General features: G+C 63.3%; 22 protein-coding genes. 20 read left to right on the plus strand and 2 right to left on the minus strand.

Annotation, left to right across the window (positions count from 1 at the left end):
* Positions 1-4: 4 nt before the first annotated feature.
* The 9 genes from J0O65_RS26590 to J0O65_RS26630 all read left to right on the plus strand — a co-directional run bounded on the left by J0O65_RS26590 (position 5) and on the right by J0O65_RS26630 (position 9,649).
* Positions 5-688 (plus strand): phosphoribosylanthranilate isomerase, encoded by a 684-nt coding sequence (locus J0O65_RS26590; protein ID WP_215410115.1) that lies wholly within the window; start codon positions 5-7, stop codon positions 686-688.
* On the plus strand, positions 681-1,931 hold the full coding sequence (gene trpB / locus J0O65_RS26595; protein ID WP_215410116.1) for a tryptophan synthase subunit beta: 1,251 nt from the start codon (positions 681-683) through the stop codon (positions 1,929-1,931). Before J0O65_RS26590 ends, trpB begins: the two co-directional genes overlap by 8 nt.
* Positions 1,932-2,022: 91 nt before the next feature.
* Positions 2,023-2,820: a tryptophan synthase subunit alpha gene (trpA, locus tag J0O65_RS26600; protein WP_215410117.1), complete on the plus strand. Its 798-nt coding sequence runs from the start codon at positions 2,023-2,025 to the stop codon at positions 2,818-2,820.
* 198 nt (positions 2,821-3,018) lie between these two features.
* A complete protein-coding gene (accD, locus tag J0O65_RS26605) occupies positions 3,019-3,891 on the plus strand; it encodes an acetyl-CoA carboxylase, carboxyltransferase subunit beta (protein WP_010400390.1) in 873 nt (290 codons plus the stop codon).
* A gap of 95 nt (positions 3,892-3,986) precedes the next feature.
* A complete protein-coding gene (gene folC, locus J0O65_RS26610) occupies positions 3,987-5,285 on the plus strand; it encodes a bifunctional tetrahydrofolate synthase/dihydrofolate synthase (RefSeq protein ID WP_215410118.1) in 1,299 nt (432 codons plus the stop codon).
* Between the two features lie 24 nt (positions 5,286-5,309).
* A complete protein-coding gene (locus J0O65_RS26615) occupies positions 5,310-6,293 on the plus strand; it encodes an SPOR domain-containing protein (protein ID WP_215410119.1) in 984 nt (327 codons plus the stop codon).
* Between the two features lie 20 nt (positions 6,294-6,313).
* Positions 6,314-6,802 carry a CvpA family protein gene (locus J0O65_RS26620; RefSeq protein ID WP_215410120.1) on the plus strand — a complete coding sequence of 163 codons (489 nt, stop codon included), beginning with the start codon at positions 6,314-6,316 and terminating at the stop codon, positions 6,800-6,802.
* 38 nt (positions 6,803-6,840) lie between these two features.
* Complete coding sequence (purF, locus tag J0O65_RS26625; protein ID WP_152250138.1) at positions 6,841-8,364, plus strand: amidophosphoribosyltransferase; 1,524 nt, start codon at positions 6,841-6,843, stop codon at positions 8,362-8,364.
* Positions 8,365-8,407: 43 nt separating this feature from the next.
* On the plus strand, positions 8,408-9,649 hold the full coding sequence (locus J0O65_RS26630) for a cystathionine gamma-synthase family protein (protein ID WP_215410121.1): 1,242 nt from the start codon (positions 8,408-8,410) through the stop codon (positions 9,647-9,649).
* A gap of 69 nt (positions 9,650-9,718) precedes the next feature.
* Here the strand turns inward: J0O65_RS26630 and lexA are convergent, their stop codons facing one another.
* Positions 9,719-10,354 carry a transcriptional repressor LexA gene (gene lexA, locus J0O65_RS26635; protein ID WP_215410149.1) on the minus strand — a complete coding sequence of 212 codons (636 nt, stop codon included), beginning with the start codon at positions 10,352-10,354 and terminating at the stop codon, positions 9,719-9,721.
* A 275-nt stretch (positions 10,355-10,629) separates the two neighbouring features.
* Here lexA and rpsF point away from each other — a divergent pair, with 275 nt between their 5' ends.
* From rpsF to J0O65_RS26670, 7 genes are all read left to right on the plus strand, one after another.
* Positions 10,630-11,016 (plus strand): 30S ribosomal protein S6, encoded by a 387-nt coding sequence (rpsF, locus tag J0O65_RS26640; RefSeq protein ID WP_010400028.1) that lies wholly within the window; start codon positions 10,630-10,632, stop codon positions 11,014-11,016.
* 20 nt (positions 11,017-11,036) lie between these two features.
* Complete coding sequence (gene priB, locus J0O65_RS26645; protein ID WP_215410150.1) at positions 11,037-11,336, plus strand: primosomal replication protein N; 300 nt, start codon at positions 11,037-11,039, stop codon at positions 11,334-11,336.
* 25 nt (positions 11,337-11,361) lie between these two features.
* Complete coding sequence (rpsR, locus tag J0O65_RS26650) at positions 11,362-11,652, plus strand: 30S ribosomal protein S18 (RefSeq protein ID WP_010400024.1); 291 nt, start codon at positions 11,362-11,364, stop codon at positions 11,650-11,652.
* 27 nt (positions 11,653-11,679) lie between these two features.
* Positions 11,680-12,135 carry a 50S ribosomal protein L9 gene (rplI, locus tag J0O65_RS26655; RefSeq protein WP_034783456.1) on the plus strand — a complete coding sequence of 152 codons (456 nt, stop codon included), beginning with the start codon at positions 11,680-11,682 and terminating at the stop codon, positions 12,133-12,135.
* Positions 12,136-12,270: 135 nt separating this feature from the next.
* Positions 12,271-13,656: a replicative DNA helicase gene (locus J0O65_RS26660; RefSeq protein ID WP_071322553.1), complete on the plus strand. Its 1,386-nt coding sequence runs from the start codon at positions 12,271-12,273 to the stop codon at positions 13,654-13,656.
* 94 nt (positions 13,657-13,750) lie between these two features.
* Complete coding sequence (locus J0O65_RS26665) at positions 13,751-14,377, plus strand: DUF47 domain-containing protein (protein WP_010400015.1); 627 nt, start codon at positions 13,751-13,753, stop codon at positions 14,375-14,377.
* Between the two features lie 42 nt (positions 14,378-14,419).
* Positions 14,420-15,430: an inorganic phosphate transporter gene (locus J0O65_RS26670; RefSeq protein ID WP_215410122.1), complete on the plus strand. Its 1,011-nt coding sequence runs from the start codon at positions 14,420-14,422 to the stop codon at positions 15,428-15,430.
* Positions 15,431-15,487: 57 nt separating this feature from the next.
* Here the strand turns inward: J0O65_RS26670 and J0O65_RS26675 are convergent, their stop codons facing one another.
* Positions 15,488-16,384, minus strand: coding sequence for an MBL fold metallo-hydrolase (locus J0O65_RS26675; RefSeq protein WP_215410123.1), 897 nt, complete (start codon positions 16,382-16,384; stop codon positions 15,488-15,490).
* A 198-nt stretch (positions 16,385-16,582) separates the two neighbouring features.
* Between J0O65_RS26675 and J0O65_RS26680 the strand changes: the two genes are divergently transcribed.
* From J0O65_RS26680 to J0O65_RS26695, 4 genes are all read left to right on the plus strand, one after another.
* A complete protein-coding gene (locus J0O65_RS26680) occupies positions 16,583-18,205 on the plus strand; it encodes a GAF and HD-GYP domain-containing protein (RefSeq protein WP_215410124.1) in 1,623 nt (540 codons plus the stop codon).
* The gene (locus J0O65_RS26685) at positions 18,202-20,457 is read left to right on the plus strand and encodes a CHASE2 domain-containing protein (RefSeq protein ID WP_251374010.1); all 2,256 of its coding nucleotides are present in this window, start codon (positions 18,202-18,204) and stop codon (positions 20,455-20,457) included. Before J0O65_RS26680 ends, J0O65_RS26685 begins: the two co-directional genes overlap by 4 nt.
* Positions 20,458-20,667: 210 nt before the next feature.
* Positions 20,668-22,290 (plus strand): ShlB/FhaC/HecB family hemolysin secretion/activation protein, encoded by a 1,623-nt coding sequence (locus J0O65_RS26690; RefSeq protein WP_215410125.1) that lies wholly within the window; start codon positions 20,668-20,670, stop codon positions 22,288-22,290.
* 16 nt (positions 22,291-22,306) lie between these two features.
* The coding region (locus J0O65_RS26695; protein ID WP_215410126.1) for a beta strand repeat-containing protein at positions 22,307-26,791 on the plus strand (4,485 nt) is incomplete at its 3' end.

A 26,791-nucleotide genomic window follows, 5' to 3' on the forward strand; every position in this document is an offset into this window, starting at 1 on the left:
AGCCATGCCTCGCACACGCATCAAGATCTGCGGCCTGACCCGCATCGAAGACATTGCCGCCGTCGTGGCGGCGGGCGCCGACGCCATCGGCTTCGTGTTTTATCCGAAAAGCCCCCGCCATGTGACGCCGCAGCAGGCGGCCAGCCTGATCGCCGCCATGCCGCCCTATGTGACGGCGGTGGGCCTGTTCGTCAATGCCACGCTGGAAGAAGTGCGCGCGACGAAGGCCGTGGCACCCTTGTCCCTGCTGCAATTTCATGGCGACGAGACGCCCGAACACAGCGCGGCGCTGGCCGGCGCCGTGCAGATGCCGTTTACGCAAGTGTTTCGCGTCAAACCCGACACCTCCTTTGAAGATTTGCTAGAATACGAACAGCGCTATCGCGCCGCCAGTCCCTTGTTCTCCAGCCTCTTGCTGGACACCTATGTGGATGCTTACGGTGGAGCAGGAAAGGTATTTGATTGGTCCCTCATTCCAAAAGAACTCGCGCCTCGGGTCGTTTTAAGTGGTGGCTTGAGCGTACAAAACGCGACTGACGCAGTGGTGCGCGTGCGCCCTTACGCCGTCGACATCAGCAGTGGTGTCGAAGCGTCCAAGGGCATCAAGGACGCGTCCCGTGTCCGCGCGTTCATCGCCGCGGTGCAGGATGCCGATGCCATCATTGCCAGAGGAAATCACCATGAATGACCACACCACAGCGCCCGGCGCAGCCGCCGCATTGTTCCACGCCACCGATTACCCGTTTCCCGATGTGCGGGGCCACTTCGGCCCGTATGGCGGTTCTTTCGTTGCCGAAACGCTCACGCACGCGCTGGCCGAGCTGAAAGACGCTTATGCCCGCTACAGCGTCGACCCGGAATTCCTCGAAGAATTCCGCTACGAGCTCAAGCATTTCGTGGGACGTCCGTCGCCCATCTACCACGCCAAGCGCTGGTCCGAGCTGGCCGGCGGCGCGCAAATCTATTTCAAGCGCGAAGACTTGAACCACACGGGCGCGCACAAGATCAATAACGTCATCGGCCAGGCCTTGCTGGCCAAGCGCATGGGCAAGCCGCGCATCATCGCCGAGACGGGCGCCGGCCAGCACGGTGTGGCCACGGCCACCATCTGCGCCCGCTTCGGCCTCGAATGCGTGGTCTACATGGGCAGCGAAGACGTCAAGCGCCAGGCGCAGAACGTGTACCGCATGAAATTGCTGGGCGCGACCGTCGTGCCCGTCGAATCCGGTTCCAAGACCCTCAAGGATGCGCTGAACGAAGCCATGCGCGACTGGGTGACGAACATCGAAAACACCTTTTATATCATCGGCACCGTGGCCGGCCCCCATCCTTACCCGATGATGGTGCGCGACTTCCAGTCCGTGATCGGCGAGGAATGCCTGGTGCAGATGCCGGAAATGACGGGCCGCCAGCCCGACTATGTGCTGGCCTGCATCGGCGGCGGCTCGAACGCCATGGGTATCTTTTACCCGTATATCGACCAGAAGGACGTGAAACTGATCGGCGTGGAAGCGGCTGGCGAAGGCCTGGACACGGGCAAGCACTCGGCCTCGCTGACGGCCGGTTTCCCGGGCGTACTGCATGGCAACCGCACCTATCTGCTGCAGGATGCAAACGGCCAGATCATCGAAACGCATTCCGTCTCGGCCGGCCTGGACTATCCTGGCGTGGGGCCGGAACATGCATGGTTGAAAGACTCGGGCCGCGCGCAATACGTGTCCATCACGGATGACGAGGCGCTGCAGGCTTTCCACGACTGCTGCCACATCGAAGGCATCATCCCGGCCCTGGAATCGTCGCACGCATTGGCCTACGCGGCCAAGCTGGCGGCCACCTTGCCGAAAGACAAAATTGTACTGACCAACCTGTCGGGCCGTGGCGACAAGGACATGCATACCGTGGCGGAGCGCATGGGACTCAACTTTAGCTGATCGTTAGCTGTTGACTACCGGGGTCAGACCCGCCGGGACTCGGCGTCCCCGTCTGACCCAGCCTTCAATTTCCCTCAGAAAAGAGATATCCATGTCCCGTATCGCCACCACCTTTGCCAATCTCAAATCGAACAACAAGACCGCCCTGGTCACCTTCATCACCGCCGGCGACCCCGGCCCCGACGCCACCGTGCCCCTGATGCACGCGCTCGTCGAGGGCGGCGCCGACGTGCTGGAACTGGGCGTGCCGTTTTCCGACCCCATGGCCGAAGGCCCCGTCATCCAGCGCGCGTGCGAGCGGGCCCTGAAGTTCAATGTCGGCATCCACGACGTGTTCGGCTATGTGCGCCAGTTCCGTGAAACGAACCAGACGACGCCCGTGGTGCTGATGGGTTATGCCAACCCCATCGAGCGCATCGGCAGCGCCGCATTTATTGCTGCGGCGCAAGCGTCCGGCGCCGACGGCGCCATCGTCGTCGACTATCCGCCGGAAGAGTGCGAACAATTCGCGGCCGCCATGCGCGAAGCCGGTCTCGACCTGATCTTCCTGCTGGCGCCCACCTCGACCGAAGAGCGCATCGCGCAAGTGGCCAAGGTCGGCGGCGGTTTCAGCTACTACGTGTCGCTGAAAGGCGTCACGGGCGCCGGTAACATTGATACGGAGCAGGTGGCGGGGCGCCTCGCGGCCATCCGCCAGCATGTAAAATTACCCATCGGCGTGGGCTTCGGCATCCGCGATGGCGCCACGGCCAAGGCCGTTGCCAAGGTGGCCGATGCCGTCGTGATTGGCAGCCGCATCATCCAGGAAATCGAAAATGCCCCGGCAGGGGGCGCCGTGGACGCCGTGCGCAGCTTTACGGCCGGCATTCGCGCCGCACTGGACGCCTGAGCAAGCTTGCCGTTTACGCAAGATGCGTTGACGGCAAAGTTCGACAGCCCGGCGATAAACGGCTACACTTCGGCCACTGATTTGCCTGTTATTGTGCAATAGATAAAATTTTTGGTGGCGCCCTAAGGGGGTGTCGCCGTTGACCGTCTGCCGGGGGCGTCCACCGACGCTACCCCTACAAGGGCCCAAGGAGAAAATATGAGTTGGTTGGAAAAACTGCTGCCACCGCGCATACAGCGTTCTGATGCTGCCGCGCGCAAGACCATGCCGGAAGGCCTGTGGGTCAAGTGCCCGTCGTGCGAAGCCGTGCTGTACCGTACGGACCTGGAATCGAACCTGCACGTATGCCCGAAATGCGACCATCACATGCGCATCCGCGCCCGTGAACGCCTCGACAGCCTGCTCGACGCGGGCGGCCGCTATGAAATCGGCCAGGAAATCCTGCCCGTCGACACCTTGAAGTTCAAGGACAGCAAGAAATACCCGGACCGCCTGAAATCCGCCATGGAAGCGACGGGCGAGACGGATGCGATGGTCGTCATGGGCGGCGCCATCATGAGCCTGCCAGTGGTCGTGGCGTGCTTCGAATTCGAATTCATGGGCGGCTCCATGGGTTCCGTCGTGGGCGAGCGCTTCGTGCGTGGCGCGCAGATCGCGCTGGAACAGAAAGTGCCGTTCATTTGCATCACCGCCACCGGTGGCGCGCGCATGCAGGAAGGCTTGCTGTCCCTGATGCAGATGGCGAAAACCACGGCCATGCTGACCAAGTTGTCGGAAAAGAAATTGCCATTCATCAGCGTGCTGACCGACCCGACCATGGGCGGCGTGTCCGCCTCGTTCGCCTTCATGGGCGACGTGGTTATTGCCGAACCGAAAGCGCTGATCGGCTTTGCCGGCCCGCGCGTGATTGAAAACACCGTGCGCGAAAAATTGCCGGAAGGCTTCCAGCGCGCCGAGTTCCTCGTCACCAAGGGCGCCGTCGACATGATCGTCGACCGCCGCAAGATGCGCGAAGAAATTGCCCGTCTGCTGGCCTTGTTGCAAAACCAGGCCGTCGAAGTCTTGGCTTAAAGTAATTTGCCGGGCGCTGTCCGCTGGACGCGCCCGGTTACCACGTCACACCGTCTCCGCGCCTCGCGCACTGTCTCCTCATCAAGAAGTCTCCCATGCACAAGCTACCTACCACCTTGCCGGACTGGCTCGCCATGCTGGAAACCCGCCATTCGGAAACCCAGATCAACATGGGCCTGGACCGCGTGCAAGCCGTCAAGGCGCGCATGCAACTGGCTTTTACTTGCCCCGTGATCATGGTGGCGGGCACGAATGGCAAGGGGTCCACCTGCGCCATGCTGGAATCCGTGCTGTTGCGTGCCGGCTACAAAGTGGGGCTGTACATCAAGCCGCACTTTCTCGATTTTAACGAGCGCGCCCGCGTGCTGGGCGAGATGGCCAGCGACGAACAGCTCGTCGCCAGCTTCAATGCCGTCGAGGCCGTGCGTGGCGACACGCCGCTCACGTATTTCGAATTCACCACCCTGGCCATCCTGCACCTGCTGTCGCAAGCGAAGCTGGACGTGGCCATCCTGGAAGTGGGCCTGGGCGGGCGCCTGGACGCCGTCAACGTGATCGACGCCGACGTGGCCATCGTCACCAGCGTCGATATCGACCACACGGATTACCTGGGCGACACGCGCGAAGCGATCGGCTTTGAGAAGGCGGGCATCTTCCGTCCGGGCAAGGCGGCCATCTGCAGCGACCCCGTGCCGCCGCAATCCTTGATCGACCATGCCGAGGCCATCGGCGCCGACCTGTGGCTGATGGGCCGCGATTTCAACTATTCGGGCGACAAGCAGCAGTGGAACTACGGCGGGCGCGAGCAGCGCCGCAATTCGTTGGCTTACCCGAGCTTGCGCGGCGCCAACCAGATCCTCAACGCCTCGGCCGTGCTGGCCGCGCTGGAAGTGCTGAAGCTGACACTGCCCGTGGGCGCGCAGGAAGTGCGCACGGGCCTCGTGACGGTGGAGTTGCCGGGCCGCTTCCAGGTCTTGCCTGGCCGCCCCAGCGTGATCCTCGACGTGGCGCACAATCCGCACGCGGCCTCGGCGCTGAACCAGAACCTGGGCAATATGGGCTATCACCCGTACACCTATGCCGTCTTCGGTTCCATGCAGGACAAGGATATCGATGGCGTACTGGCCGCGATGGGCGAACACGTCGACCACTGGTGCCTGGCGGGCCTGCCTTCGCCGCGCGCGGCCACGGCTTCCGAGCTGGCCGCCAAGGTGCAGATCATGCTCGAAGATAAGCCCGACGGCGGCGAACATACTGTGTCTATTTTCGATGATCCGGCACAAGCTTTTGCAAATGCAATGAGCCGGGCCGGTGAGAATGATAGAATTGTGGTCTTTGGTTCTTTCTTCACCGTTGCCGGCGTGATGAAGGCCCGGAAATCCTCACTTCACTGAAACGCACTCGACTGAAAATCACGCATGGGCTTGTTCTCGAAACTGTTTAAAAACAAGCAAGAATCCTCTGGCGAAGACAGCGGCTTTTATGTCCCTGGCGAAGCACAGTCGCCGACCCGCAAGCGCGCAGCCAACACCGCCGGTGGCGGTGGATCGCGCCGTGGCGGCAAGGAAGCGCCGGATCCGGTCTTGCCTGAAAAAAAGCGCGCACGCCGCCGCCTGGTCGGGGCCATCGCCCTGGCCCTGGGCGTGGCCGTCGGCTTGCCGATGCTGCTCGATTCCGAGCCGAAGGCGCCGTTCAACGATATCGCCATCGACATTCCGTCGAAGGAAAAGGCCATCGCGCCTGCACCGGCGCCCGTGCCGGCCGTCCCGGCTCAGGCTGCGGCGAATGGCCTGGACCAGTCCGAGGAAATCGTCGACACGCCGCTGCCGCCTGCGGCCAAGCCCGCGCCCACGCCGGCACCCGTGCTGGCCGCCGTCCAGCCTGCGCCGGCCAAGCCGGCCTATGCGGAACCGAAACCCGAGCCCAAGCCTGAGCCGAAACCTGTCAAGGTCGAGCCCAAGCCTGAGCCGAAACACGAAGCCAAGCCGGAACCCAAGCCCGAGCCGAAACACGAACCCAAGCACGAAGTAAAAGCGGAAGCCAAGCCTGAACCGAAGCCTGCCAAGCCGGCGCAATCGGCCGACGATGCCGCGCGCGCGCTGGCGATTCTGGAAGGCAAGCCACAGGACAAGCCGCAAGAGAAGGTACAGGACAAGGCGCACGATGCCGGCAGCGGCAAGTTCGTGGTGCAGGTGGCGGCGCTGGCGACGCAGGACAAGGTCGATGAATTGCAGGACAAGCTGCGCGAAGCGGGCATCAAGTCGTACACGCAGAAAGTCTCCAGCCCGGCGGGCGAGCGCATCCGCGTGCGCGTGGGTCCGTTCGGCAGCCGCGAAGACGCCGAAAAGACCCGCGCCAAGCTGCAAAAGCTGGGCCTGGGCGGTTCGCTGGTGCCGGCGTGACGTTGCAAGGCTGAACGCGCGTGACGATCTTCGATTACCTGGTGCTGTTCGTGCTGGTGACGTCCGTGCTGATCAGCATGATGCGCGGCCTGGTCAAGGAAATACTGTCCCTGGTCAGCTGGATCGTGGCGTTCGTCATTGCCAACGCCTATGGCGCCACCCTGGCGAAATTCCTGCCGGAAGCCGTGCCGGGCGAAGCCATCCGTTTATTGCTGGCCTTCGTGCTGCTGTTCATCGGCGTGCGCATCTTGATGGGATTGCTCTCCATGACGGTCGACGCGCTGGTCAAGGTGACGGGGCTGAGCCTGGCCGACCGCACCCTGGGCAGCCTGTTCGGCGTGGCGCGGGGCCTTGTGATCGTGCTGACCGCCGTCATCTTGTGTGGCATGACGTCCATACCGCAGCAGCCATTCTGGAAAAACGCGCTGCTCAGCCCGTTCGCGGAACAGGGCGCGCGCGCCATCAAGCCTTATCTGCCTGCCGCTTACGCGCAGCATGTGAAATTTTGAATTTTTTTAAAATCAGTAGCACAGTTTAGGAGCACACCATGTGTGGCATCGTCGGCGTCGTTTCCCATCAACCTGTCAATCAATTGCTCTATGATGCATTGTTGCTCCTGCAACATCGCGGTCAGGACGCGGCAGGGATTGCGACCAATCACAGCAGTATGTTTTCCATGCACAAGGCCAATGGCCTCGTGCGTGACGTCTTCCGTACGCGCAACATGCGTTCGCTGCAAGGCACGACGGGCATCGGCCATTGCCGCTACCCGACGGCCGGTTCGTCGAGCGAAGAGGAAGCACAGCCGTTTTATGTGAATGCGCCGTTTGGCATCACCCTGGCGCACAATGGCAACCTGACCAACTGGGAACAGTTGAAACAGGAAATGTTCAAGAACGACCGCCGCCACATCAATACCGATTCCGATTCGGAAGTGCTGCTCAACGTGCTGGCGCATGAAATCCAGGAAGCGACGACGGGGCTGAACCTGGACCCGGAAGCGATCTTCAAGGCCGTCACCGTGCTGAACCGCCGCGTCAAGGGTGGCTACGCCGCCGTCGCGCAGATCGCCGGCGTGGGCTTGCTGGCCTTCCGCGACCCGCACGGCATCCGTCCGCTGTGCCTGGGCATCAATGAAACGGAGCAGGGTCCCGAGTACCTGATCGCCTCCGAATCCGTGGCCCTGGAAGGCATGGGCTTCCGCTTCGTGCGCGACATCGGTCCCGGCGAAGCCGTCTTCATCGATGCAGACAAGCAATTGCACAGCGCCCAGTGCGCCGACAATGCCAGCCTGAACCCGTGCGTGTTCGAATTCGTCTACCTGGCCCGTCCCGACTCCGTCATCGACGGCGCCTCCGTGTACGCCACGCGCCTGAAAATGGGCGAATACCTGGCCGAGAAGATCCGCGCCGAGTTGCCTGGCGTGCATATCGACGTGGTCATGCCGATTCCCGATTCCTCGCGTCCGGCCGCCATCCAGCTGGCCATGGCACTGAACATCGAATACCGCGAAGGCTTCATCAAGAACCGCTACATCGGCCGCACCTTCATCATGCCGGGCCAGGCGGCGCGCAAGAAATCCGTGCGCCAGAAGCTCAACGCCATCCCGTCCGAATTCAAGGATAAAGTGGTGCTGCTGGTCGACGATTCCATCGTGCGCGGCACCACCAGCCGCGAAATCGTGCAGATGGCGCGTGAAGCGGGCGCGACGAAAGTCATCTTCGCCTCGGCCGCGCCGCCGGTGATTTACCCGAACGTGTACGGCATCGACATGCCGACGCGCGACGAGCTGATCGCCTACGGCCGCACGACGGAAGAGGTGTGCCGCGAAATCACAGCCGACTACCTCGTGTACCAGGATATCGGCGCACTGAAGCAGGCGATCGCCGACGTCAACCCGGCCCTGACCAACTTCGAGGCCTCGTGCTTCGACGGCGTGTACGTGACGGGCGACGTGTCGCAGGAATACCTGGACCGCCTGGAATATGCGCGCCACCATCCGAAGGCGGCAGCGCCCGAGGATACGCCGCGTTCCCAGCTGAACCTGAACCTGGCAACGACAGAAGCATAAGTAAGCTGCCCGGCCGATGCCGGGCTTTTTTTTCTCCGCGATCATGAACGATAAAAAAACCTACGGCTTTACCACCACCATCCTGCATAACGACCGCCGCAAGGGCATCGAGCATGGTTCTCTGCACAAGCCCGTGCATACTTCCGTTGCCTTCGGCTACGCCGATGCGCGCCAGCTCGCGTCCGTGTTCCAGGGCAAGGAGCCGGGTTTCCGCTATGGCCGCCAGGGCAACCCGACCGTGTCCGCGCTGGAGGACAAGGTCAACAAGATGGAAGACGGCGTGGCCACGCTGTGCTTCGCCACCGGCATGGGCGCCATCGGCGCCGTGGTGCAATCCCTGCTGCGCGCGGGCGATCACGTCGTGTCGTCGGCTTTCTTGTTTGGTAATACCAACAGCCTGTGGCAAACGGTGACGGGGCAGGGCATCGCCGTGTCCTTCGTCGACGCCACCGACGTGGCCAACGTGGCGACCGCCATCACGCCGGCCACGCGCATCGTGTTTGTCGAAACCATCGCCAATCCGCGCACGCAGATCGCCGACCTGAAAAAAATCGGTGACTTGTGCCGCGAGAAGGGCATCCTGTACATCGTCGACAATACGATGACGACGCCCTATTTGTTCCGCCCGAAAGCCGTGGGCGCGGGCCTGGTGGTGAATGCCTTGACGAAATCCATCGGCGGCCACGGCAATGCGCTGGGCGGCAGCTTGACGGACACGGGCGTATTCGACTGGACGCGGTATCCGAACATCTTTGAAAACTACAAGAAGGCGGCACCTTCGCAGTGGGGCATCGCGCAAATCCGCGCCAAGGGCTTGCGCGACTTCGGCGCCTCGCTGGGGCCGGAAGCGGCGCACCATATCGCCGTCGGCGCGGAAACCATGGCCTTGCGCATGGACCGCACCTGCTCGAACGCCCTGGCGCTGGCCACCATGCTGGCCGCCGACCCGAGAGTGGCCGCCGTGCACTACCCGGGCCTGGCGTCGCATCCGCAGCACGCGCTGGCGACGGAGTTGTTCCGCAGCTATGGTTCGCTGTTCAGCTTTGAGTTGAAGGATGGCATCGACTGCTTCGATTTCCTCAACCGCCTCAATTTAGCGATTCCCGCCAGCAACCTGGGCGACACGCGCACCCTGGTCATCCCCGTCGCTCACACGATTTTCTACGAGATGGGGGCCGAGCGCCGCGCCAGCATGGGCATCGCCGAATCGCTGATCCGCGTCTCCGTCGGCATCGAGGATGAAGCCGATTTGCTCGAGGATTTCAAAAACGCGCTGGATGCCTAAACAGCCGCGCGCCATGTGAAAAGGGCCGCGACAGTCATGCTGTCGCGGCCCTTTTTTATGGACGGTAATTTAATGCCAGCTGCGCATCAGGCCGACAGCCAGTCCTTCCAGGGCGAACTCGTCTTCCGGCGATACGGTGATCACCTTGAAGTCGGGGTTTTCCGGCAGCAGTTCGATGACGGAACCCGTTTTCTTGTAGCGCTTGACGGTGACTTCGTCGCCGATGCGGGCCACGACGATCTGGCCATTCTTGGCGCTGTCGACCTTCTTGACGGCCAATAAGTCGCCATCCATGATGCCGGCGTCGCGCATGGACCAGCCGCGCACCTTCAGCAGGAAGTCGGGCTTGGCCGAGAACAGGGCCGGGTCCACGTTGTAGCTCGCTTCCAGGTTTTCCTGCGCCAGGATGGGGGAGCCGGCCGCGACTCTGCCGATCAGGGGCAGCGACATCAGCAGGGCTGCCGGCACTGTCGATGGCGCCGCCTCGGCGGCCGCGCCGATCAGGCGGATGCCGCGCGAGGTGCCAGGCGAAATCTCGATCGCGCCCTTGCGGGCCAGGGCCTGCAAATGCTCTTCGGCCGCATTGGCCGATTTGAAACCCAGTTCATTGGCGATTTCGGCACGGGTGGGGGGGAAGCCCGTGTTTTCAATCGCGTCCTTGATCAGGTTCAGGATTTGTTCTTGTCGTGCTGTCAGCTTGATCATGAGCGGTGGGTGCATACTGAAATGCTGTCTATATGAACAGTCTGTATTTTTGTACAGTATCGCCCACTATGCAAGGGGATTTCCGTGTTTTCGGCGAATTTCGCAAGAAATACTTGTCCGCGGGAGGAAAGCAGGGCGGCGCACGGGCTTTTCGGACCATGGTGGAAGGAATGATTGAAACGTTTGCAAAAGGCGGTTATAATCTTCGGCTGACCTTCCCACACCCGTCTTGACGCCGGGGTGGGCGATTATCAATCCGACCTGAAGGAGTTTGCATGCGTCATTATGAAATAGTCTTTATCGTCCATCCGGACCAAAGCGAGCAAGTGCCCGCGATGATCGAACGCTACAAAGCCAGCGTAACCACCCGCGGCGGTTCGGTTCACCGCGTGGAAGATTGGGGCCGCCGTCAAATGGCTTACTCGATCCAAAAGCTGCCTAAAGCACACTACATCTGCCTGAACATCGAATGCGACAACGAGACCCTGGTCGAGTTGGAAACAGCATTCAAATTCAATGATGCCGTGTTGCGTCACCTGACCGTTAAAATGAAGAAAGCTGAAACAGCTCCTTCGCCGATGATGAAATCGGTACAACGCGAAGACGCGGCCAAAAGCCACCGCACCGAAGCACCAGCAGCCGCTCCAGCCGCAGCCGCTTAATTCTTGACCAGGATCGTGCGCTGAACCAGCTACAAGTGACCGCTATTATTGCCGAGCGCGAAATATTGCGCTATACCCCGGCAGGGCTGCCGATTGTGAATGCAGTATTGCAGCACAGTTCGCAGCAGATGGAAGCAGGGATTGCCCGTTTGACCGAGTTTGAAGTTGCCGCGCTAGCCGCTGGCGAAATCTCAGGCCGGTTCAGCCAGGCAAGCTTGGGCGGGGTCTATCAGTTCACGGGTTTCCTGGCCAGAAAAAGCCGCAACAGCAAGAGTTTGGTGTTTCACATCATTGATTTTAGTGCAGTCATTCCCGACTAGCGCATTTTAGATACAGGAGCCTGACATGGCATTCGGTAAAAAGTTCGACAAAAATAAGCTCAAGCTTAAAGAAAAACGCAAACAGCAAAACCCATTGTTCAAACGTAAGAAGTTCTGCCGCTTCACCGCAGCGCACGTTGAGCAAGTCGACTACAAAGACGTCGACACGCTGAAAGACTTCGTCCAGGAAAACGGCAAGATCATGCCAGCACGCCTGACCGGTACCAAAGCGCACTACCAGCGCCAAGTCGACACCGCAATCAAGCGCGCTCGCTTCCTCGCGCTGCTGCCATACACCGATCTGCACCACGCTTAATCGGTCAGATATTCCTGGAGAAGAACTATGCAAATCATTCTGTTAGAAAAAGTTGTAAACGTCGGCAACCTCGGCGAAGTCGTCAAAGTCAAGGACGGTTACGCACGTAACTTCCTGATCCCGCAACGCCTGGCACGTCGTGCCACGGCAACCGCTGTGGCTGAATTCGAAGTCAAGCGCGCCGAACTGGAAAAAGCTGCTGCCGCCAAACTGGCCGCATCGCAAGCCCAGGGCGAAAAACTGAGCGGCCTGACCGTTCAAGTCGCTCAAAAAGCTGGCGTCGATGGCCGTCTGTTCGGTTCCGTCACCAACTTCGACATCGCTGAAGCGCTGACCAAGCAAGGTTTTGCTGTTGAAAAAGCACAAATCCGCATGCCTACCGGCCCGCTGAAGATCGTTGGCGAGCACAACGTTTCGGTTGCTCTGCACACCGACGTGGTCGTGGAAGTGGTGATCGCTGTCGTTCCAGACGCGAACGCGTAATCGTCTGCGGGCCTGGCCCGCAAGCGCTGCCGCACGATGAAAAGCCGGGTTCGCCCGGCTTTTTTGTGGCCTTTTTTTCGCTCAATTTCAGCCCTTTATTTTTGCCGGCACGCCGAAGCGGGTATAATTCGCGCCATGAACGCCCCCTCTGATCCGCAACTGGATTCCCTCCGTATTCCGCCGCATTCGATCGAAGCAGAACAATCCGTCATCGGTGGTCTGCTGCGCGACAATGCCGCATATGACCGCATCGCCGACTTCATGCATGCGGAGGATTTCTATCGCTATGACCATCGCATCATCTTCGAGCAAATCGTCAAGATGGTTAACGCTTCCAAGCCAGCCGATGTCATTACTGTTTTTGAAACCCTGACCCAGCTCGGCAAGGCCGAGGATGTGGGCGGACTCGCTTACCTGAACGCCATGGCGCAAAACACGCCATCGGCCGCGAACATCCGGCGCTATGCCGAGATCGTGCGCGACCGCGGCGTGCTGCGTAAACTCATCACCGTCGCCGACGATATCTCCGGCACGGCCTTCAGCCCGCAAGGCAAGGAAGTCAAGCAGATGCTTGACGAGGCCGAATCGAAGATCTTCGCCATCGCCGAAGAAGGCGCGCGCGGCGCCCAGGGCTGGACCGCCATCCAGCCCCTGCTGACGCAGGTGGTCGAGCGCATCGACGAACTGTACAGCCGCGACAACCAGAGTGAAATCACGGGCGTGCCCACCGGTTTCATCGACCTCGACCGCATGACCTCCGGTCTGCAGCCGGGCGACCTGGTGATCGTGGCGGGGCGTCCCTCGATGGGCAAGACGGCGTTTTCCGTCAACATCGGCGAGAACGTGGCCATCGACAGCGGCTTGCCCGTGGCCGTGTTCTCGATGGAGATGGGCGGCGCCCAGCTGGCCATGCGTATGCTGGGCTCGGTCGGACAGCTCGACCAGCACCGCCTGCGCACGGGCCGCCTGAACGACGAAGACTGGCCGCGCCTGACGAATGCGATCCAGAAGATGAACGACGCGCAGTTGTACATCGATGAAACGCCGGCGCTCAATTCCATCGAATTGCGCGCCCGCTCGCGCCGTTTGTCGCGTCAATGCGGCAAGCTGGGCCTGATCATCGTCGACTACTTGCAGCTGATGTCGGCCAATACCCCGGGCGACAACCGCGCCACGGAGATTTCCGAGATTTCGCGGGGCTTGAAAGGCCTGGCGAAAGAACTCGGTTGCCCCGTGATCGCGCTGTCCCAGCTGAACCGCTCGCTGGAACAACGCCCGAACAAGCGTCCTGTCATGTCCGACTTGCGCGAATCGGGCGCTATCGAGCAGGATGCCGACGTGATCCTGTTCATTTACCGCGACGAGGTGTATAACCCCGACTCGCCGGACAAGGGAACGGCCGAAATCATCATCGGCAAACAACGTAACGGTCCAATCGGCAGCATCCGCCTCACCTTCATGGGGCAGTACACCAAATTTGGCAATTACAGTGGTGGCCTGGCGCTTTACCAAGGCGACTAAGACTCAGCAGCACTGGCAATTCCATCGGCCGCCCCCGACAACGGGGCGGCTTTCTGTAGTAAATAACACGACTCAATGCTTAACGGAGAATGACATGTTTGGACGCTTGATGCCCACTGAGGGCAAGTTTTTTGAATTGTTTAACCAGCACGCGGAATTGTGCGTCAAGGGCGCCAAAGAGATGCTCGGCCTGATGACCAATTTCGACGACCTGGAAAACCGCGTACATGCGATCGAAAGCATCGAGAAACAGGCGGACAAAGTCACCTACGCCACCGTGGAAATGCTGCACAAGACCTTCATCACGCCGATCGACCGCGACGACATCCATCAGCTGATCACGCGCCAGGACGACATCCTCGACCTGCTGGAAGATGCGGCGCAAACCGTCTCGCTGTACGACCTGAAAGCCGTCACGCCGGAAGCCAAGCGCCTGGCCGAACTGGTGCTGGCCTGTACCGAAAAAGTGCGCGACGCCGTCGCCATGCTGCACAACATGGACAACTCGCGCAAGATCGTCGCCATCTGCGAAGAGATCGACCGCCTGGAATCGGACGCCGACCACGTGATGCGCGCCGCCATGTCCAAGCTGTTCCGCGACGAACCGGACGTGCGCAACCTGATCAAGCTGAAAGCGATCTACGAAATTCTGGAAACCGTGACCGACCGTTGCGAAGACGTGTCCAATATTATCGAAGGCATCATCGTCGAAAACGCGTAAGCGTTGGGCCTGTCCTGAACCAGAATCAGAAAAGAAACTACAATGACCATACAAATCAGCATCTACGTGCTAGGCCTGTTGATCGTCCTCGCGCTGCTGTTTGACTTCATGAACGGCTTCCACGATGCCGCCAACGCGATCGCCACGGTGGTCTCGACGGGCGTATTGAAACCGCAGACCGCGGTTGCCATGGCCGCCACGTTCAACTTCGTCGCCATCTTCGTGTTCCACCAGCTGACCGTGGCCGCCACGGTGGGCAAGGGCACCATCGACCCGGCGGTGATCGACCAGTACGTGATCTTCGGCGCGCTGATGGGCGCCATCTTCTGGAATTTGTTTACCTGGTACTACGGCATTCCCTCGTCGTCCTCGCACGCGCTGATCGGCGGCCTGGTGGGCGCGGCCGTGGCCAAGTCCGGCACGGGCGCCCTGGTCGCGGCCGGTCTGTGGAAAACCGTGGCCTTCATCGTCATCGCCCCCGTGCTGGGCTTTGTGTTCGGGTCCATCATGATGCTCATCGTGTCGTGGATCTTCGTGCGTTCGACGCCGCGCAAGGTCGACAAGTGGTTCCGCCGCCTGCAACTGGCCTCGGCGGCCGCCTACAGCCTGGGCCACGGCGGCAACGATGCGCAAAAAACCATCGGCATCATCTGGATGCTGCTGATCGCCGCCGGCTACTCGAGCACGAACGACCAGATGCCGCCGATGTGGGTCATCATCTCGTGCTACACGGCCATCAGCTTCGGCACCCTGTTCGGCGGCTGGCGTATCGTCAAGACCATGGGCCAGAAGATCACCAAGCTCAAACCGGTCGGCGGCTTCTGCGCCGAAACGGGCGGCGCGATCACCCTGTTCGTCTCGACGGCGCTGGGCATTCCCGTGTCGACCACGCACACCATCACGGGCGCCATCGTCGGCGTCGGCTCGTCGCAAAAGATGTCGGCCGTGCGCTGGGGCGTGGCGGGCAATATCGTCTGGGCCTGGATCTTCACGATTCCTGCCTCTGCGTTCGTTGCGGCAGTCGCCTGGTGGATTGGCCACCACATCATGTAAGGCGGCCTTGGGCCAATTGGGCACATTCAAAAAAAGGAACCGCAAGGTTCCTTTTTTTTATGCGCCGGCCAGTTCCACCGTCAGTCCCTCGTACGCGAGGAACACCTGCAGGCCGTTCAGACGGCTCGCGTAGCGGCCCATCACGTCGGCAAAGACGGCTTCGAGCTGTTCGTCGCTGCGGGTCGGTTCGTGGTGGGTGCAGTACAGGCGCCGCGCGCCGCAGCGCAGGGCCAGGTCGAAGGCGGCGTCGAAGGTGCCGTGGCCCCAGCCCTGCTTGCCCGGGTATTCCTCGCGCGTGTAGGAGCAATCCATGATCAGCGCGTCGACGCCGGCGACCAGCGCGTCGATGCCGGCCTGGCGCTGCGCGTTGTGCGACGCGCAGGCCGCGTGTTCGGCATGGCCGGGTGCATGCAGATTGTAGAACGGTTCATGGTCGCCGCTGAAAAACAGCGCGGCGCCGCCGCAGTCGATGCGGTAGCCGAGGTTGACGACCGGGTGGTTCATCTCCGCGCCGCGCACGCGCGCGCCACCCACCTCGACGGTGTCGCCGGGCGCCAGGGTGCGGTACTCGATGCTGGCCGCCATGGCCGCTTCGCTGACGGGAAAATAGCTGTTTTGCAGCTGCACCGCCATCACGTGCTCGATCCCGCGACCGGCGGCCGCGTCGTGCGCGCCGTGCAGGCGCATGCGGTTGCCGGCCACGAACAGGGGCGAGAACATGGGCAGGCCGTGGATATGGTCCCAGTGGCTGTGCGTGATGAAGACGTGCGCGTCGACGGGCTCGCCCGGCGGCAGTTGCTGCGCCAGCGCAAAGATGCCGCTGCCCGCATCGAGAATGATCAGGCTATCGTTGTCGGTGCGCACTTCGATGCAGGTGGTGTTGCCGCCATAGCGCGCCGTGCGCGGGCCGGGAGAGGGGATGGAGCCGCGCACGCCCCTGAACGTGAATTTCATTCAGTACCTTGTTACTGTGTAATTATTGTTGATTCTATTCTAATTAATGAGATTGGCGGCAACATTTATGCGTGTTGTGATACGGCAAGTTATTTCATTTTGTTGTAACTAAGTAATGTACAGTGCGCAGGGGCGCCGTTACACTGGCGCTTGCCGACTTCCCCTTTTTTGCTTGCCCATTACCTGATTGCCGCCAACATGCCTCAGTTGCACCCTGAGAAAATCGCCCACAGACTGGAGCAATTGACCGAACTCAGTGTCGCGCTTGGCCACGGCCAGGGCGGTGAGGGGCACGATATCGGCGCCTTGTTGCAGCGCATCGTGCTGCTCGCAAAAAGCATGAGCGGCGCCGATGGCGCGACCCTGTACCGGCCCGCGCTTGAGGGCCGCCAGCTGGCGTTCGACATCAGCGTCAACGACAGCCTGGGCATCGCGCAGGGCGCCGACGTGGGCTTGCCGGGCGTGCCCCTGTTCGATGGCGCGGGTCAGCCCAACCTGACCTCGGTGGCCGCGTATGCGGCGAACCTGCGCCGCAGCGTGAATATCGCCGACGTGTACCGCGACGAGGGCTTCAATTTTTCCGGCATGCGCGAGTTCGACCGCCACCACGGCTACCACACGCAATCGATCCTGACGGTGCCCATGAGCGACCACGAGGGTGAGCTGATCGGCGTGCTGCAGCTGGTCAATGCCAAGGATGGCGAGACGGGCCAGGTGCGCGCCTTTTCCTCCACCGACCAGCGCTTCATCGAGGCGCTGGCCGCGCAGGCCGGCGTGGCGCTGACGAATCAATTGCTCATTGCGCAGCTGGAAGAGCTGCTCGAATCGCTCGTTACCCTGATCAATATCGGCATCGATGAAAAGTCGCCCTACACGGGGCGCCACTGCCAGTTCGTGCCCGAGCTGACGATGCTGCTGGCCGACGCCGCGCACGCCACGCAAACGGGGCCGCTGGCCGATTTCCGCCTCAGCGACAATGAACGCAAGCAACTGTGGCTGGCCGGGCTGCTGCACGACTGCGGCAAGATCACCACGCCCGTGCACGTGGTCGACAAGGCCACCAAGCTGGAAACCATTTTCGACCGCATCGCCCTGATCGACACGCGCTACGAAGTGCTGCTGCGCGACGCCGAGATCGCGGCCCTGCGCCAGCAGGCGGCGCAGCCGCGGCAGAAGGATGCCATCGGCCGCGCGCTGGCGCTGGAGCAGGCGGCGCTGCGCGACGAGCGCGACTTCATCCGGCGCGTCAACATCGGCGGCGAAAGCATGGCGCAGGCCGACCAGGAACGCGTGCGGCAGATCGCCCGGCGCCGCTGGCGCGCGGCCGACGGCGAACTGCGCGATTTCCTCGACGCCGACGAGACGGAAAACCTGACCATCCGCGCCGGTACTCTGACGGCGGCCGAGCGGGCCATCGTCAACAACCATATCAGCGTGTCTATCCGCATGCTCGAAGCGCTGCCGTGGCCCAAGCACCTGCAAAAAGTACCGGAATACGCGGGCGGCCACCACGAGCGCATGGATGGCAAGGGCTATCCGCGCGGGCTGACGAAAGAGCAGATGTCGGTGCCGGCGCGGCTGATGGCCATCGCCGACATTTTCGAGGCACTGACGGCGCGCGACCGTCCCTACAAAAAGGGCAAGCCGCTGTCCGAATCCCTGCGCATCCTCGGCAATTTCAGCCTGAACGGGCACATCGACCCGGAGCTGTTCGACGTGTTCATTCGCAGCAAAGTCTATCTGACCTTCGCTGAAAAGCATTTGCATCCGAGCCAGATCGATGCCGTCGACGAGGCGGCCATTCCGGGCTATACCCCTTGACGCTGCCGCTGGCCCTGCGCAAGCATGGGGCGCGGTCGCTGCTGGGCATACTGCTGACCTTGGCGGCCGCCCTCCTGTGCGTGGCTGGCAACGACACCATCGCGCGCCTGGATTCCATGCTGGGCGACTGGCGCATGCGTCTTGATGCGCCGCAGCTCGACCGCCGCATCGTCATCGTCGACATCGACGAGCACAGCCTGGCGAAGGTGGGCCGCTTTCCCTGGAGCCGCGACATCCAGGCGCGCCTGGTGCGCCAGCTGACGGGCCATTACGGCGTGGCCGCGCTGGGCTTCGATATCTCGTTTCCCGAAGCGGACACCAGCTCCGGCTACGCCGTGCTGCAAGGACTGGCGCGCGGCGAACTGGCGGGCGTGGCCGGCCTGCCGGCGCAGCTGGAAAAACTGCGCCCGGCCATGGACTACGACGGCCTGTTCGCCGAGGCCATGCGCGGCCAGCCCGTGGTGCTCGGTTACAGCGTGTCGGAGCAGCAAAGGAAGGGCGTGCTGCCCAGGCCCGCCTTCACCGTCGCCGATTTGAACGGACGCAGCGTCACGGCCTACGTGGCGCGCGGCTACGAAGCCAACATCGCGCCCCTGCAGGCGGCCGCGCAGGGCGCCGGCATCTTCACGGCGCTGACCGATGCCGACGGCGTCGTGCGTTCCTCGACCCTGCTTACGCGCATCGGCGACGGCTATTATCCGTCGCTGTCGCTGGCCACCGTCGTCGTCTACCTGCAGGCGCGCGCCATCGCTCCCCGCTTCACGGGCACGGCCGACACCCTGTCGGCGCGCGAACTGGCCAACGGCGGCCTCGATCACCTGATGCTGTTCACGCCGCGCGGCGCGCTGGCGATACCCGTCGGTGAAGCCTTGACCACCACGGTGCAGTATCGCGGCGCGGGCGGCCCCGATGGCGGCGCCTTCCGCTATGTGTCGGCGTCCGACGTGCTGGCCGGCACGGTGCCGCCCGCGCTGCTGAAGGGGGCCCTCGTGCTGGTGGGCACCACGGCGCCCGGCTTGAACGATATCCGCGCCACGCCCGTGAATGCGGAATACCCTGGGGTGGAGGTGCACGCCAATCTGATCAAGTCCATGCTCGATGGCCGCTTCAAGGTGCGGCCCGACTACGCGCTGGCGCTCGAACTGGCGCAGATCGTGCTGTTTGGCCTGCTGCTGGCCGGCGCCCTGGCCGTGCTGCCGCCGGCCGGCGTGATGCTGGCCACCGTGGGTGCGCTGGCGGCCGCCATCGCCATCAATCTGTATCTGTACGCCGCGCACGACCTGGTGCTGGGCGCCGCCGTGCTGCTGTTGCTGATCGTCGCGCTGTTCGTCGTCAACCTGGCGTGGGGCTATTTTTTCGAGGTGCGCAAGGGGCGCGCGCTGGTGGCGCGCTTCGGCGAGTATGTGGCGCCCGAGCTGGTGGCCGAGATGGCCGACGATCCGCGCCGCTACACCATGGAGGGCGAGAACCGCGAACTGACGGTGCTGTTTGCCGACGTGCGCGGTTTCACGGCCATCTCCGAGCAGCTGGCGCCGGCCGCGCTGCGCGAATACATCAATGCATACCTGACGGCCATGTCGGAAGATATCCGCGACAGCCATGGCGGCACCCTGGACAAATACATCGGCGACGCCGTGATGGCGTTCTGGGGCGCGCCCGTCGCCTTTGCCGACCATGCCAGCCGCGCCGTGGCCAGCGCCCTGCTGATGCAGGCCAGCGCGCAGCGGCTGAACCAGCGCTTCTGTGCGCGCGGCTGGCCGCCGCTGCGCATCGGCATCGGCATCAATACGGGGCCCATGCATGTGGGCGACATGGGCTCGCGCATCCGCCGCGCCTATACCGTCATGGGCGACAGCGTCAACCTGGCCGCGCGCCTGGAAGGGGCCAGCAAGCGCTATGGCGTGGGCATCGTGGTGGGTGAGGCCACGCGCCTGGCGGCCGCCGAATTCCTGTACCGCGAGCTGGACCGGGTCAGGGTGCAGGGCAAGCGGGAGGCGGTGGCCATCTTCGAGCCGCGTTGCCTGCTGGCCGGCGCCGCCGCCGCCGAGCTGGCGCAGCTGGAACGCTGGCATGCGGCGCTGGCCCGGCTGCGCGCGCGCGACTGGCCCGCCGCCGCCGCCCTGATCGGGCAATTGCAGGCGGATTTTCCCGACGACGGCCTGTACCGGCTGTATGCGGCGCGCGTGGACGATTACCGCCGCGCGCCGCCCGCGCCCGACTGGGATGGCGTGACCATACTGGATGGCAAATAAATAGTGGGTGAGCAGAATAATGTTATTAAATAAATCATCCTTGATCGATGTAGGCACGATGTATGCTGCGTTGCGATAAAAATCAGGGGAAAACGTTAGAAATTTCTGACTGGAAACTAAAAGCCGTCTAAAATTTGTCTTCAATCCATTGCCGGACACGCTGGCGCCCGCGGGCGGCGCGCTTGTCCGGTTACACAAGAAATCCTTCACATGACATATCGTTTGGTGCACCTGCTTGCGGGTTCCGCGCTGCTGTTCGCCGTCGGCGCCGCCGGCGCCGCTGTTTCCATGGATGATGCCGCTCCTGCCACGCAGGAGGACGGCGTGCCGCGCTTCGAGATCCGCCGCTTCGACGTCGAGGGCAATACCCTGCTCACGTCCGCGCAGGTGCAAGCCTTGCTGGCGCCTTTTACGGGTGCACAGCGCGACTTTTCCGACATTGCCCGCGCCGTCGAGGCGCTGGAAGGGGCTTACCGCGCGCGCGGCTACGGCGCCGTGCAGGTGCAACTGCCCGAGCAGGAACTGGAACGGGGCGTGGTGCGCCTGCGCGTGCTGCAAACGCCGCTGGGTAAGCTTGTCATCAGCGGCAACCTCCACGTTGACGAGGCCAACGTGCGGCGCGCCCTGCCGTCGCTGCGCGAAGGCGAGACGCCAAACCTGCCGGCCCTGTCGCAAAGCCTGAAGCTGGCCAATGAAAACCCGGCGCGCAAGATCGAAGTGCGCCTGCAGGCCGACGAGCCGGCCGGCGCCAAGGCGGGTGCCATCGACGCCATCGTCACGGTGGCCGATGACAAGCCGTGGAAGGCCATGCTCAATGTGGACAATACGGGCAATGCGCAAACGGGCAAGACGCACGTGGGCGTGGTGCTGCAGCATGCCAACCTGTTCGGCCGCGACCACGTGGCCAGCCTGCAATACACGAGCAGCCTGGAAAAGCCGGACAAGGTGGGCGTGTATGGCGCCGGCTACCACTTGCCGCTGTATGCGCTGGGCGACTCGATGGATTTTTTCGCCAGCTATTCGAACGTCGATTCGGGTAGCGTCTCGGCCGGCATTTTCGACCTGGCCGTCAGCGGTCAAGGCAGCATGGCCGGCATCCGTTACAACCAGAACTTTGCCCGCGGCGACGATTTCGAACCCAAGCTCGTGTACGGCATCGACTACAAGGCTTACCGCAACAGTGTGCAATTGTTCGGCATGGAACTGGGCGCGGACGTCACCGTGCATCCGCTCAGCGTCAGCTACATCGGCAACTGGACCTTGCCCACGGGCGAGACCAGCGTGGCGCTCACCTTCGCGCATAACATCCCTGGCGGCAAACATGGCGCGCAAGCCGATTTCGACCGCGTGCGCGCGCATGCCAAGGCGGCCTGGAACACGGTGCGCCTGAGCGCCAGCTCGGGGCGCGTGCTGGCCGGCGACTGGCAATGGCGCGCGCTTGTCAACGCGCAAGTCACGCCGGACGCGCTGGTGCCGGGCGAGCAGTTCGGCGCCGGCGGCGCGGCGTCCGTGCGCGGCTTCGCCGAGCGCGAAGTGGCCAATGATTCGGGCGTCAACCTGAACCTGGAACTGTACACGCCGAACTGGTGCGGCCAGGCGCTCGGCTACCAATGCCGCGCGCTGGCTTTCTATGACACGGCCTGGCTGCGCCGCAACCATGCGCTGCCTGGCGAAAGCGCGTCGCAAGGCATAGCCAGCGGCGGCCTCGGCCTGCGTTTGCTGCTGAGCCGCTACGCCAATCTGCAACTCGATTACGCCCATGTCGTCAATGGCGGCGACACGGGACAGCGGGGCGCCAACCGCCTGCATTTCCGCCTCGCCTTGGCCTACTAGCATCAGGATGAACACCATGCCCAACCACGTCCCGCACGCCTCCGTTTTCGTCCTGACGCCACCCTTTTCGTCACCGTTTGCGCCGCCCCTGCGCCGCACGGCGCTGGCGCTGCTGCTGGCCGGCTGCTTCGGCGCGGCGCAAGCCAACCCCGCCTTGCCGCAGGTGGTCAACGGACAGGCGACGTTCAACCAGCAGGGCAACGTCTTCTCGATCACGAACACGCCCAACACCATCATCAACTGGCAGAGCTTTTCCATCCATGCGGGCGAGATCACGCGCTTCATCCAGCAAAACGGCAATAGCGCCGTGCTCAACCGCATCACCGGGCAAGACCCCAGCAAGATCCTCGGCAGCCTGGAATCGAACGGCAAGGTCTTCCTGATCAACCCGAACGGCATCGTCTTCGGCCAGGGCGCGACGGTGAACGTGAATGGCCTGGTGGCATCGAGCCTGGGCCTGTCGAACGAGGATTTCCTGTCCGGCAAGCGCCAGTTCACGGCCGGCGCCATCGCCGGCGGCGTCGCCAATGCGGGCACGATCAACGCGGGCAAGGGCGGGCAAGTGCTGCTGATCGCGCCCAACGTGGAAAACACGGGCCTCATCACGGCGCCGAACGGCGAAGTGATCCTGGCGGCCGGGCGCAGCGTGCAGCTGGCCGACCCCGGCAATCCGCAATTGCGCGTGCTGGTGTCGGCGCCAAGCGATCAGGCGCTGAACCTGGGGCAGATCATCGCCCAGGGCGGCGGCATCGGCATGGCCGGCGCGCTGGTCGGCCAGCGCGGCGTGCTCAACGCGAACAGCGCCGTCGTCGGCGAGAACGGCAGGATCGTGCTCAAGGCCAGCGGCAAGGCGCTGCTCGAAGCGGGCAGCGTCACCAGCGCCACGGGCGCGGCCGGCAAGGGGGGCGACATCCAGGTGCTGGGCGAACAGGTGGGCTTGCTGGGCAACGCGGCAATCGACGCCAGCGGCGCCACGGGCGGCGGCACGGTCTTGCTGGGCGGTGACTACCAGGGCAAGAACGCGGCCGTGCAGAATGCGCGGCAAGTGCTGGTCGGCAAGGACGCCAGCGTCACCGCCGATGCCATCGGCAATGGCAACGGCGGCAAGATCATCGCCTGGGGCAACGAGTCGGCGCAGGTGCATGGCAGCCTTTCCGCACGCGGCGGCGCGCAAGGCGGCGATGGCGGCTTCGTGGAAACGTCCGGCCATTCCCTGGCCGTCGACGGCATCCGCGTCAATACCGGCGCGGCGCATGGCAAGCGCGGCAACTGGCTGCTCGATCCTTACGATATCACCGTGGTCGCAGGTTCCGGCGGCGAACTGAGCGACGTCGACCAGTTCGCCGACGCGCCGTCCACCGGCAACACCAATCTCGGCGCCGACCTGATTTCTGGTGCCGGCAGCAACGTCACCTTGCAGGCAACGCATCGCATCAACTTCAACAGCGCCATCAACGTCACGCAGCAAGGCGTGGGCCTGACGGCGCAGGCGGGCGAAACGATCAACGTCAACGCCTCCATCACCACCAATGGCGGAGCCGTCAGATTATTGGCCAATGACGCCAGCAGCGGCAGCGTCGGGGCGATTGGCTCGCATGTGAATCTGGCCGCGCCGATCACCAGCAATGGCGGTAGCGTTTATCTTTCCGGCGCCAGCGTGGGGGGCGCCGGCGTGGTCGACGTCGGCAGCGGCCATCTGAGCCTGATCAGCAATTTCCAGGGCGGTGCTATCGACCTGACCGGTAGCGGCGATCAGTTGCTGGGCAGCGGCATCGCCGGCCAGACGGTGACCTTGCAGGCAGATAATATCGGCATTAACGGCAAGGTCAACTTCGGTGGCTCGGCCGGCGGCGCGAACGTCATCATCAAGCCCCTGAGCAGTGCGCGCAGCATCGACCTGGGCACCAAATCGGGTACGGCCCTGAGTTTGAACACCGTTGAACTGGCCGGCATCTCGGCCTCGTCGCTGACCATCGGCGACGGCACGAACATGGGCGGCATGCGGATATCGGCTGCGCTCGCCAGGACCGGAGATCTGCACCTCAATTCAGGTTCCGTCATCACGGCCACGGCTGCCGTGGCGGTGGACGGCAGCTTTGTGCTCGACGGCGGCATCTGGGTGCAAAACGGCGCGGCCCTGCCAGGATTCAGCGCCCGCGGCTTTAGCATCGGCAGCGGCGCCAGCTTCCTGCGCGTGGCCGGCGGCGACGGTGGCGCGACCCCCTATCTGCTGGCCGATATCTATGGCTTGCAAGGCATCGCCAGCCTGGGTCTCGGCAACAACTACCGCCTGGCCGGCAATATCGACGCCAGCGGCACCGTAAACTGGAACGATGGCCAGGGTTTTGTGCCGATCGCCGGCGGCGGCAGCGGTTTTTCCGGCGTCTTCGATGGCGGCGGATTTACGCTCAGTAATTTGAAAATCGACCGCAGCCTGGCGCCAGGCTCGGCGGCAGGCCTGTTCGGCAGCGTGCAGGGCGGCAGCTTGCGCAACCTCACCCTGAGCGGCGGCAGCGTCGCCGGCACGGCCAACGTGGGCGCGCTGGCGGGCGAGGTCGTCAGCGGCACGATCGACAACGTGAACAGCAGCATGGCCGTCAGCGGCCAGCGCAATGTCGGCGGCCTGGTGGGCAGCAATGGCGGCGCCATCACGCTGTCGGCCAGCAGCGGCGCCGTCACCGGCGTGAATGCCGATGGCGGCGGCGCCATCGGCGGCCTGGCGGGCGTGAACGCGTCCGGCGCCAGCATCGCGACCTCGTACGCCACCGGCGTGGTGACGGGCGCGCGCGAGATGATCGGCGGCCTGGTCGGCAACAACCAGGGCGCGCTGAGCCTATCCTATGCCACCGGCAACGTCAGTGGCGCGCGCAGCATCGGCGGCCTGGTGGGCCTGAACGGCGGCAGCATCGATGACGCGTATGCCAGCGGCGCCGTGGGCCGGGCCGGCACTGCCGATGCCATCCTGGCCTGGGAAAACATGGGCGGGCTGGTCGGTGAAAGCACGGGCAGCGTCAGCCATGTCTTCAGCAGCGGCGCCGTGACTGGCGACGGCTATGCGTCCGCGGGCGCGGTGGCCGGCCGCGTGTCCGCCGGTTCCCCGTTCAGCTATGGCTTTTTCAATTCTGACACCTCGCTGGTGCAGACCGATGGCGGCGGCGCCAGCGGCCGCAGCACGGCGCAGATGCGGCAGCAAGGCAGTTTCAACGACTACAATTTCAGCAGCGTGTGGCGCATCTACGACGGCTACACGACGCCGATGCTGAAGGCTTTCCTGAAGCCGCTGCAAGTGAACCTCTCGGGCAACGCCACGGGCAAGGTGTACGATGGCCAGCTGGCCGCCTTCCTCGGTTCGATCGGCTATGTGGGATTGATCGACGGCGATACGGGCGTGAATGGCAGCCTCGGCTACGGTAGCAATGCGCGCAATGTGGGCAGCTACGCCGCGACGGGTCTGTGGTCGACCAAGTACGACATCACCTTGGGCGGCACGACGACCTTCGCCATCACGCCGCGCGCGCTGACGGTGAGCATCGGCGGCAATGGCAAGATCTATGACGGCACGCTGGGCTACGACGGCGCCAGTTTCGTGCTGGGCAATGTGGTGACGGGTGACAGCATCAGCATCGGCGGCAGCGCCGCCTTCCTCGACAAGAATGTGGGCGGCAGCAAGGCCGTGCACGCCAGCGGCCTGGTCCTGAGCGGCAATGAGCTGGGCAACTACAGCCTGGCCGCGACGACGGCGGACGGCACGGCGGCCATCACGGCGCGCGTCCTGAACTATGGCGTCACGGGCGCGCAAAGCCGCGTCTACGACGGCGGCTTGCAGGCGGCCCTGAACGGCTACTTCGAAGGTCTGGTGGCGGGCGACCAGGTCGGCATGGCCGGTTTGCTGGGCAGCTTCCGCGACAAGAATGCAGGCACTGGCAAAGTGGTCGATTACCAGGTGGCGACGGGCCACCTGACGGGCGCCGATGCGGGCAACTACGTGCTCAATGGAAATGCGGGCAGCACCACGGCCGACATCGCGGCGCGCACCTTGAACGTGAGCGTCAACGGCGTCAACAAGACGTATGACGGCACGACGGCCGCGCAGGTGAACTTTGGCGACGACCGCATCGTTGGCGACGCGGTGAGCGTGAGCGGCAACGCCGCCTTTGGCAACAGGAACGCGGGCAGCGGCAAGGCCGTGCGTGTGACGAACCTGGCGCTGAGCGGCGACGATGCCGGCAACTACGTGCTGAGCAGCAATGCGGGCAGCACCACGGCCGACATCGCGGCGCGCGCCTTGAACGTGAGCGTCAACGGCGTCAACAAGACGTATGACGGCACGACGGGCGCGCAGGTGAACTTTGGCGACGACCGCATCGTTGGCGACGCCTTGAGCGTGAGCGGCAACGCCGCCTTTGGCAACAGGAACGCGGGCAGCGGCAAGGCCGTGAGTGTGACGAACCTGGCGCTGAGCGGCGACGATGCCGGCAACTACGTGCTGAGCAGCAATACG

The organism is Janthinobacterium sp. JC611, from assembly GCF_018682595.1.
Taxonomy (GTDB): Bacteria; Pseudomonadota; Gammaproteobacteria; order Burkholderiales; family Burkholderiaceae_D; genus Janthinobacterium.

Excerpts from the sequence above, each read along its gene's own strand:
- trpA (WP_215410117.1), top strand. The coding sequence starts at position 2,023 with ATGTCCCGTATCGCCACCACCTTTGCCAATCTCAAATCGAACAACAAG.
- rpsF (WP_010400028.1), top strand. The coding sequence starts at position 10,630 with ATGCGTCATTATGAAATAGTCTTTATCGTCCATCCGGACCAAAGCGAG.
- J0O65_RS26615 (WP_215410119.1), top strand. The coding sequence starts at position 5,310 with ATGGGCTTGTTCTCGAAACTGTTTAAAAACAAGCAAGAATCCTCTGGC.
- J0O65_RS26630 (WP_215410121.1), top strand. The coding sequence starts at position 8,408 with ATGAACGATAAAAAAACCTACGGCTTTACCACCACCATCCTGCATAAC.
- J0O65_RS26680 (WP_215410124.1), top strand. The coding sequence starts at position 16,583 with ATGCCTCAGTTGCACCCTGAGAAAATCGCCCACAGACTGGAGCAATTG.
- rplI (WP_034783456.1), top strand. The coding sequence starts at position 11,680 with ATGCAAATCATTCTGTTAGAAAAAGTTGTAAACGTCGGCAACCTCGGC.
- rpsR (WP_010400024.1), top strand. The coding sequence starts at position 11,362 with ATGGCATTCGGTAAAAAGTTCGACAAAAATAAGCTCAAGCTTAAAGAA.
- J0O65_RS26675 (WP_215410123.1), bottom strand. The coding sequence starts at position 16,384 with ATGAAATTCACGTTCAGGGGCGTGCGCGGCTCCATCCCCTCTCCCGGC.
- J0O65_RS26590 (WP_215410115.1), top strand. The coding sequence starts at position 5 with ATGCCTCGCACACGCATCAAGATCTGCGGCCTGACCCGCATCGAAGAC.
- trpB (WP_215410116.1), top strand. The coding sequence starts at position 681 with ATGAATGACCACACCACAGCGCCCGGCGCAGCCGCCGCATTGTTCCAC.
- lexA (WP_215410149.1), bottom strand. The coding sequence starts at position 10,354 with ATGATCAAGCTGACAGCACGACAAGAACAAATCCTGAACCTGATCAAG.
- folC (WP_215410118.1), top strand. The coding sequence starts at position 3,987 with ATGCACAAGCTACCTACCACCTTGCCGGACTGGCTCGCCATGCTGGAA.
- purF (WP_152250138.1), top strand. The coding sequence starts at position 6,841 with ATGTGTGGCATCGTCGGCGTCGTTTCCCATCAACCTGTCAATCAATTG.
- J0O65_RS26660 (WP_071322553.1), top strand. The coding sequence starts at position 12,271 with ATGAACGCCCCCTCTGATCCGCAACTGGATTCCCTCCGTATTCCGCCG.
- accD (WP_010400390.1), top strand. The coding sequence starts at position 3,019 with ATGAGTTGGTTGGAAAAACTGCTGCCACCGCGCATACAGCGTTCTGAT.
- J0O65_RS26665 (WP_010400015.1), top strand. The coding sequence starts at position 13,751 with ATGTTTGGACGCTTGATGCCCACTGAGGGCAAGTTTTTTGAATTGTTT.
- J0O65_RS26690 (WP_215410125.1), top strand. The coding sequence starts at position 20,668 with ATGACATATCGTTTGGTGCACCTGCTTGCGGGTTCCGCGCTGCTGTTC.
- J0O65_RS26670 (WP_215410122.1), top strand. The coding sequence starts at position 14,420 with ATGACCATACAAATCAGCATCTACGTGCTAGGCCTGTTGATCGTCCTC.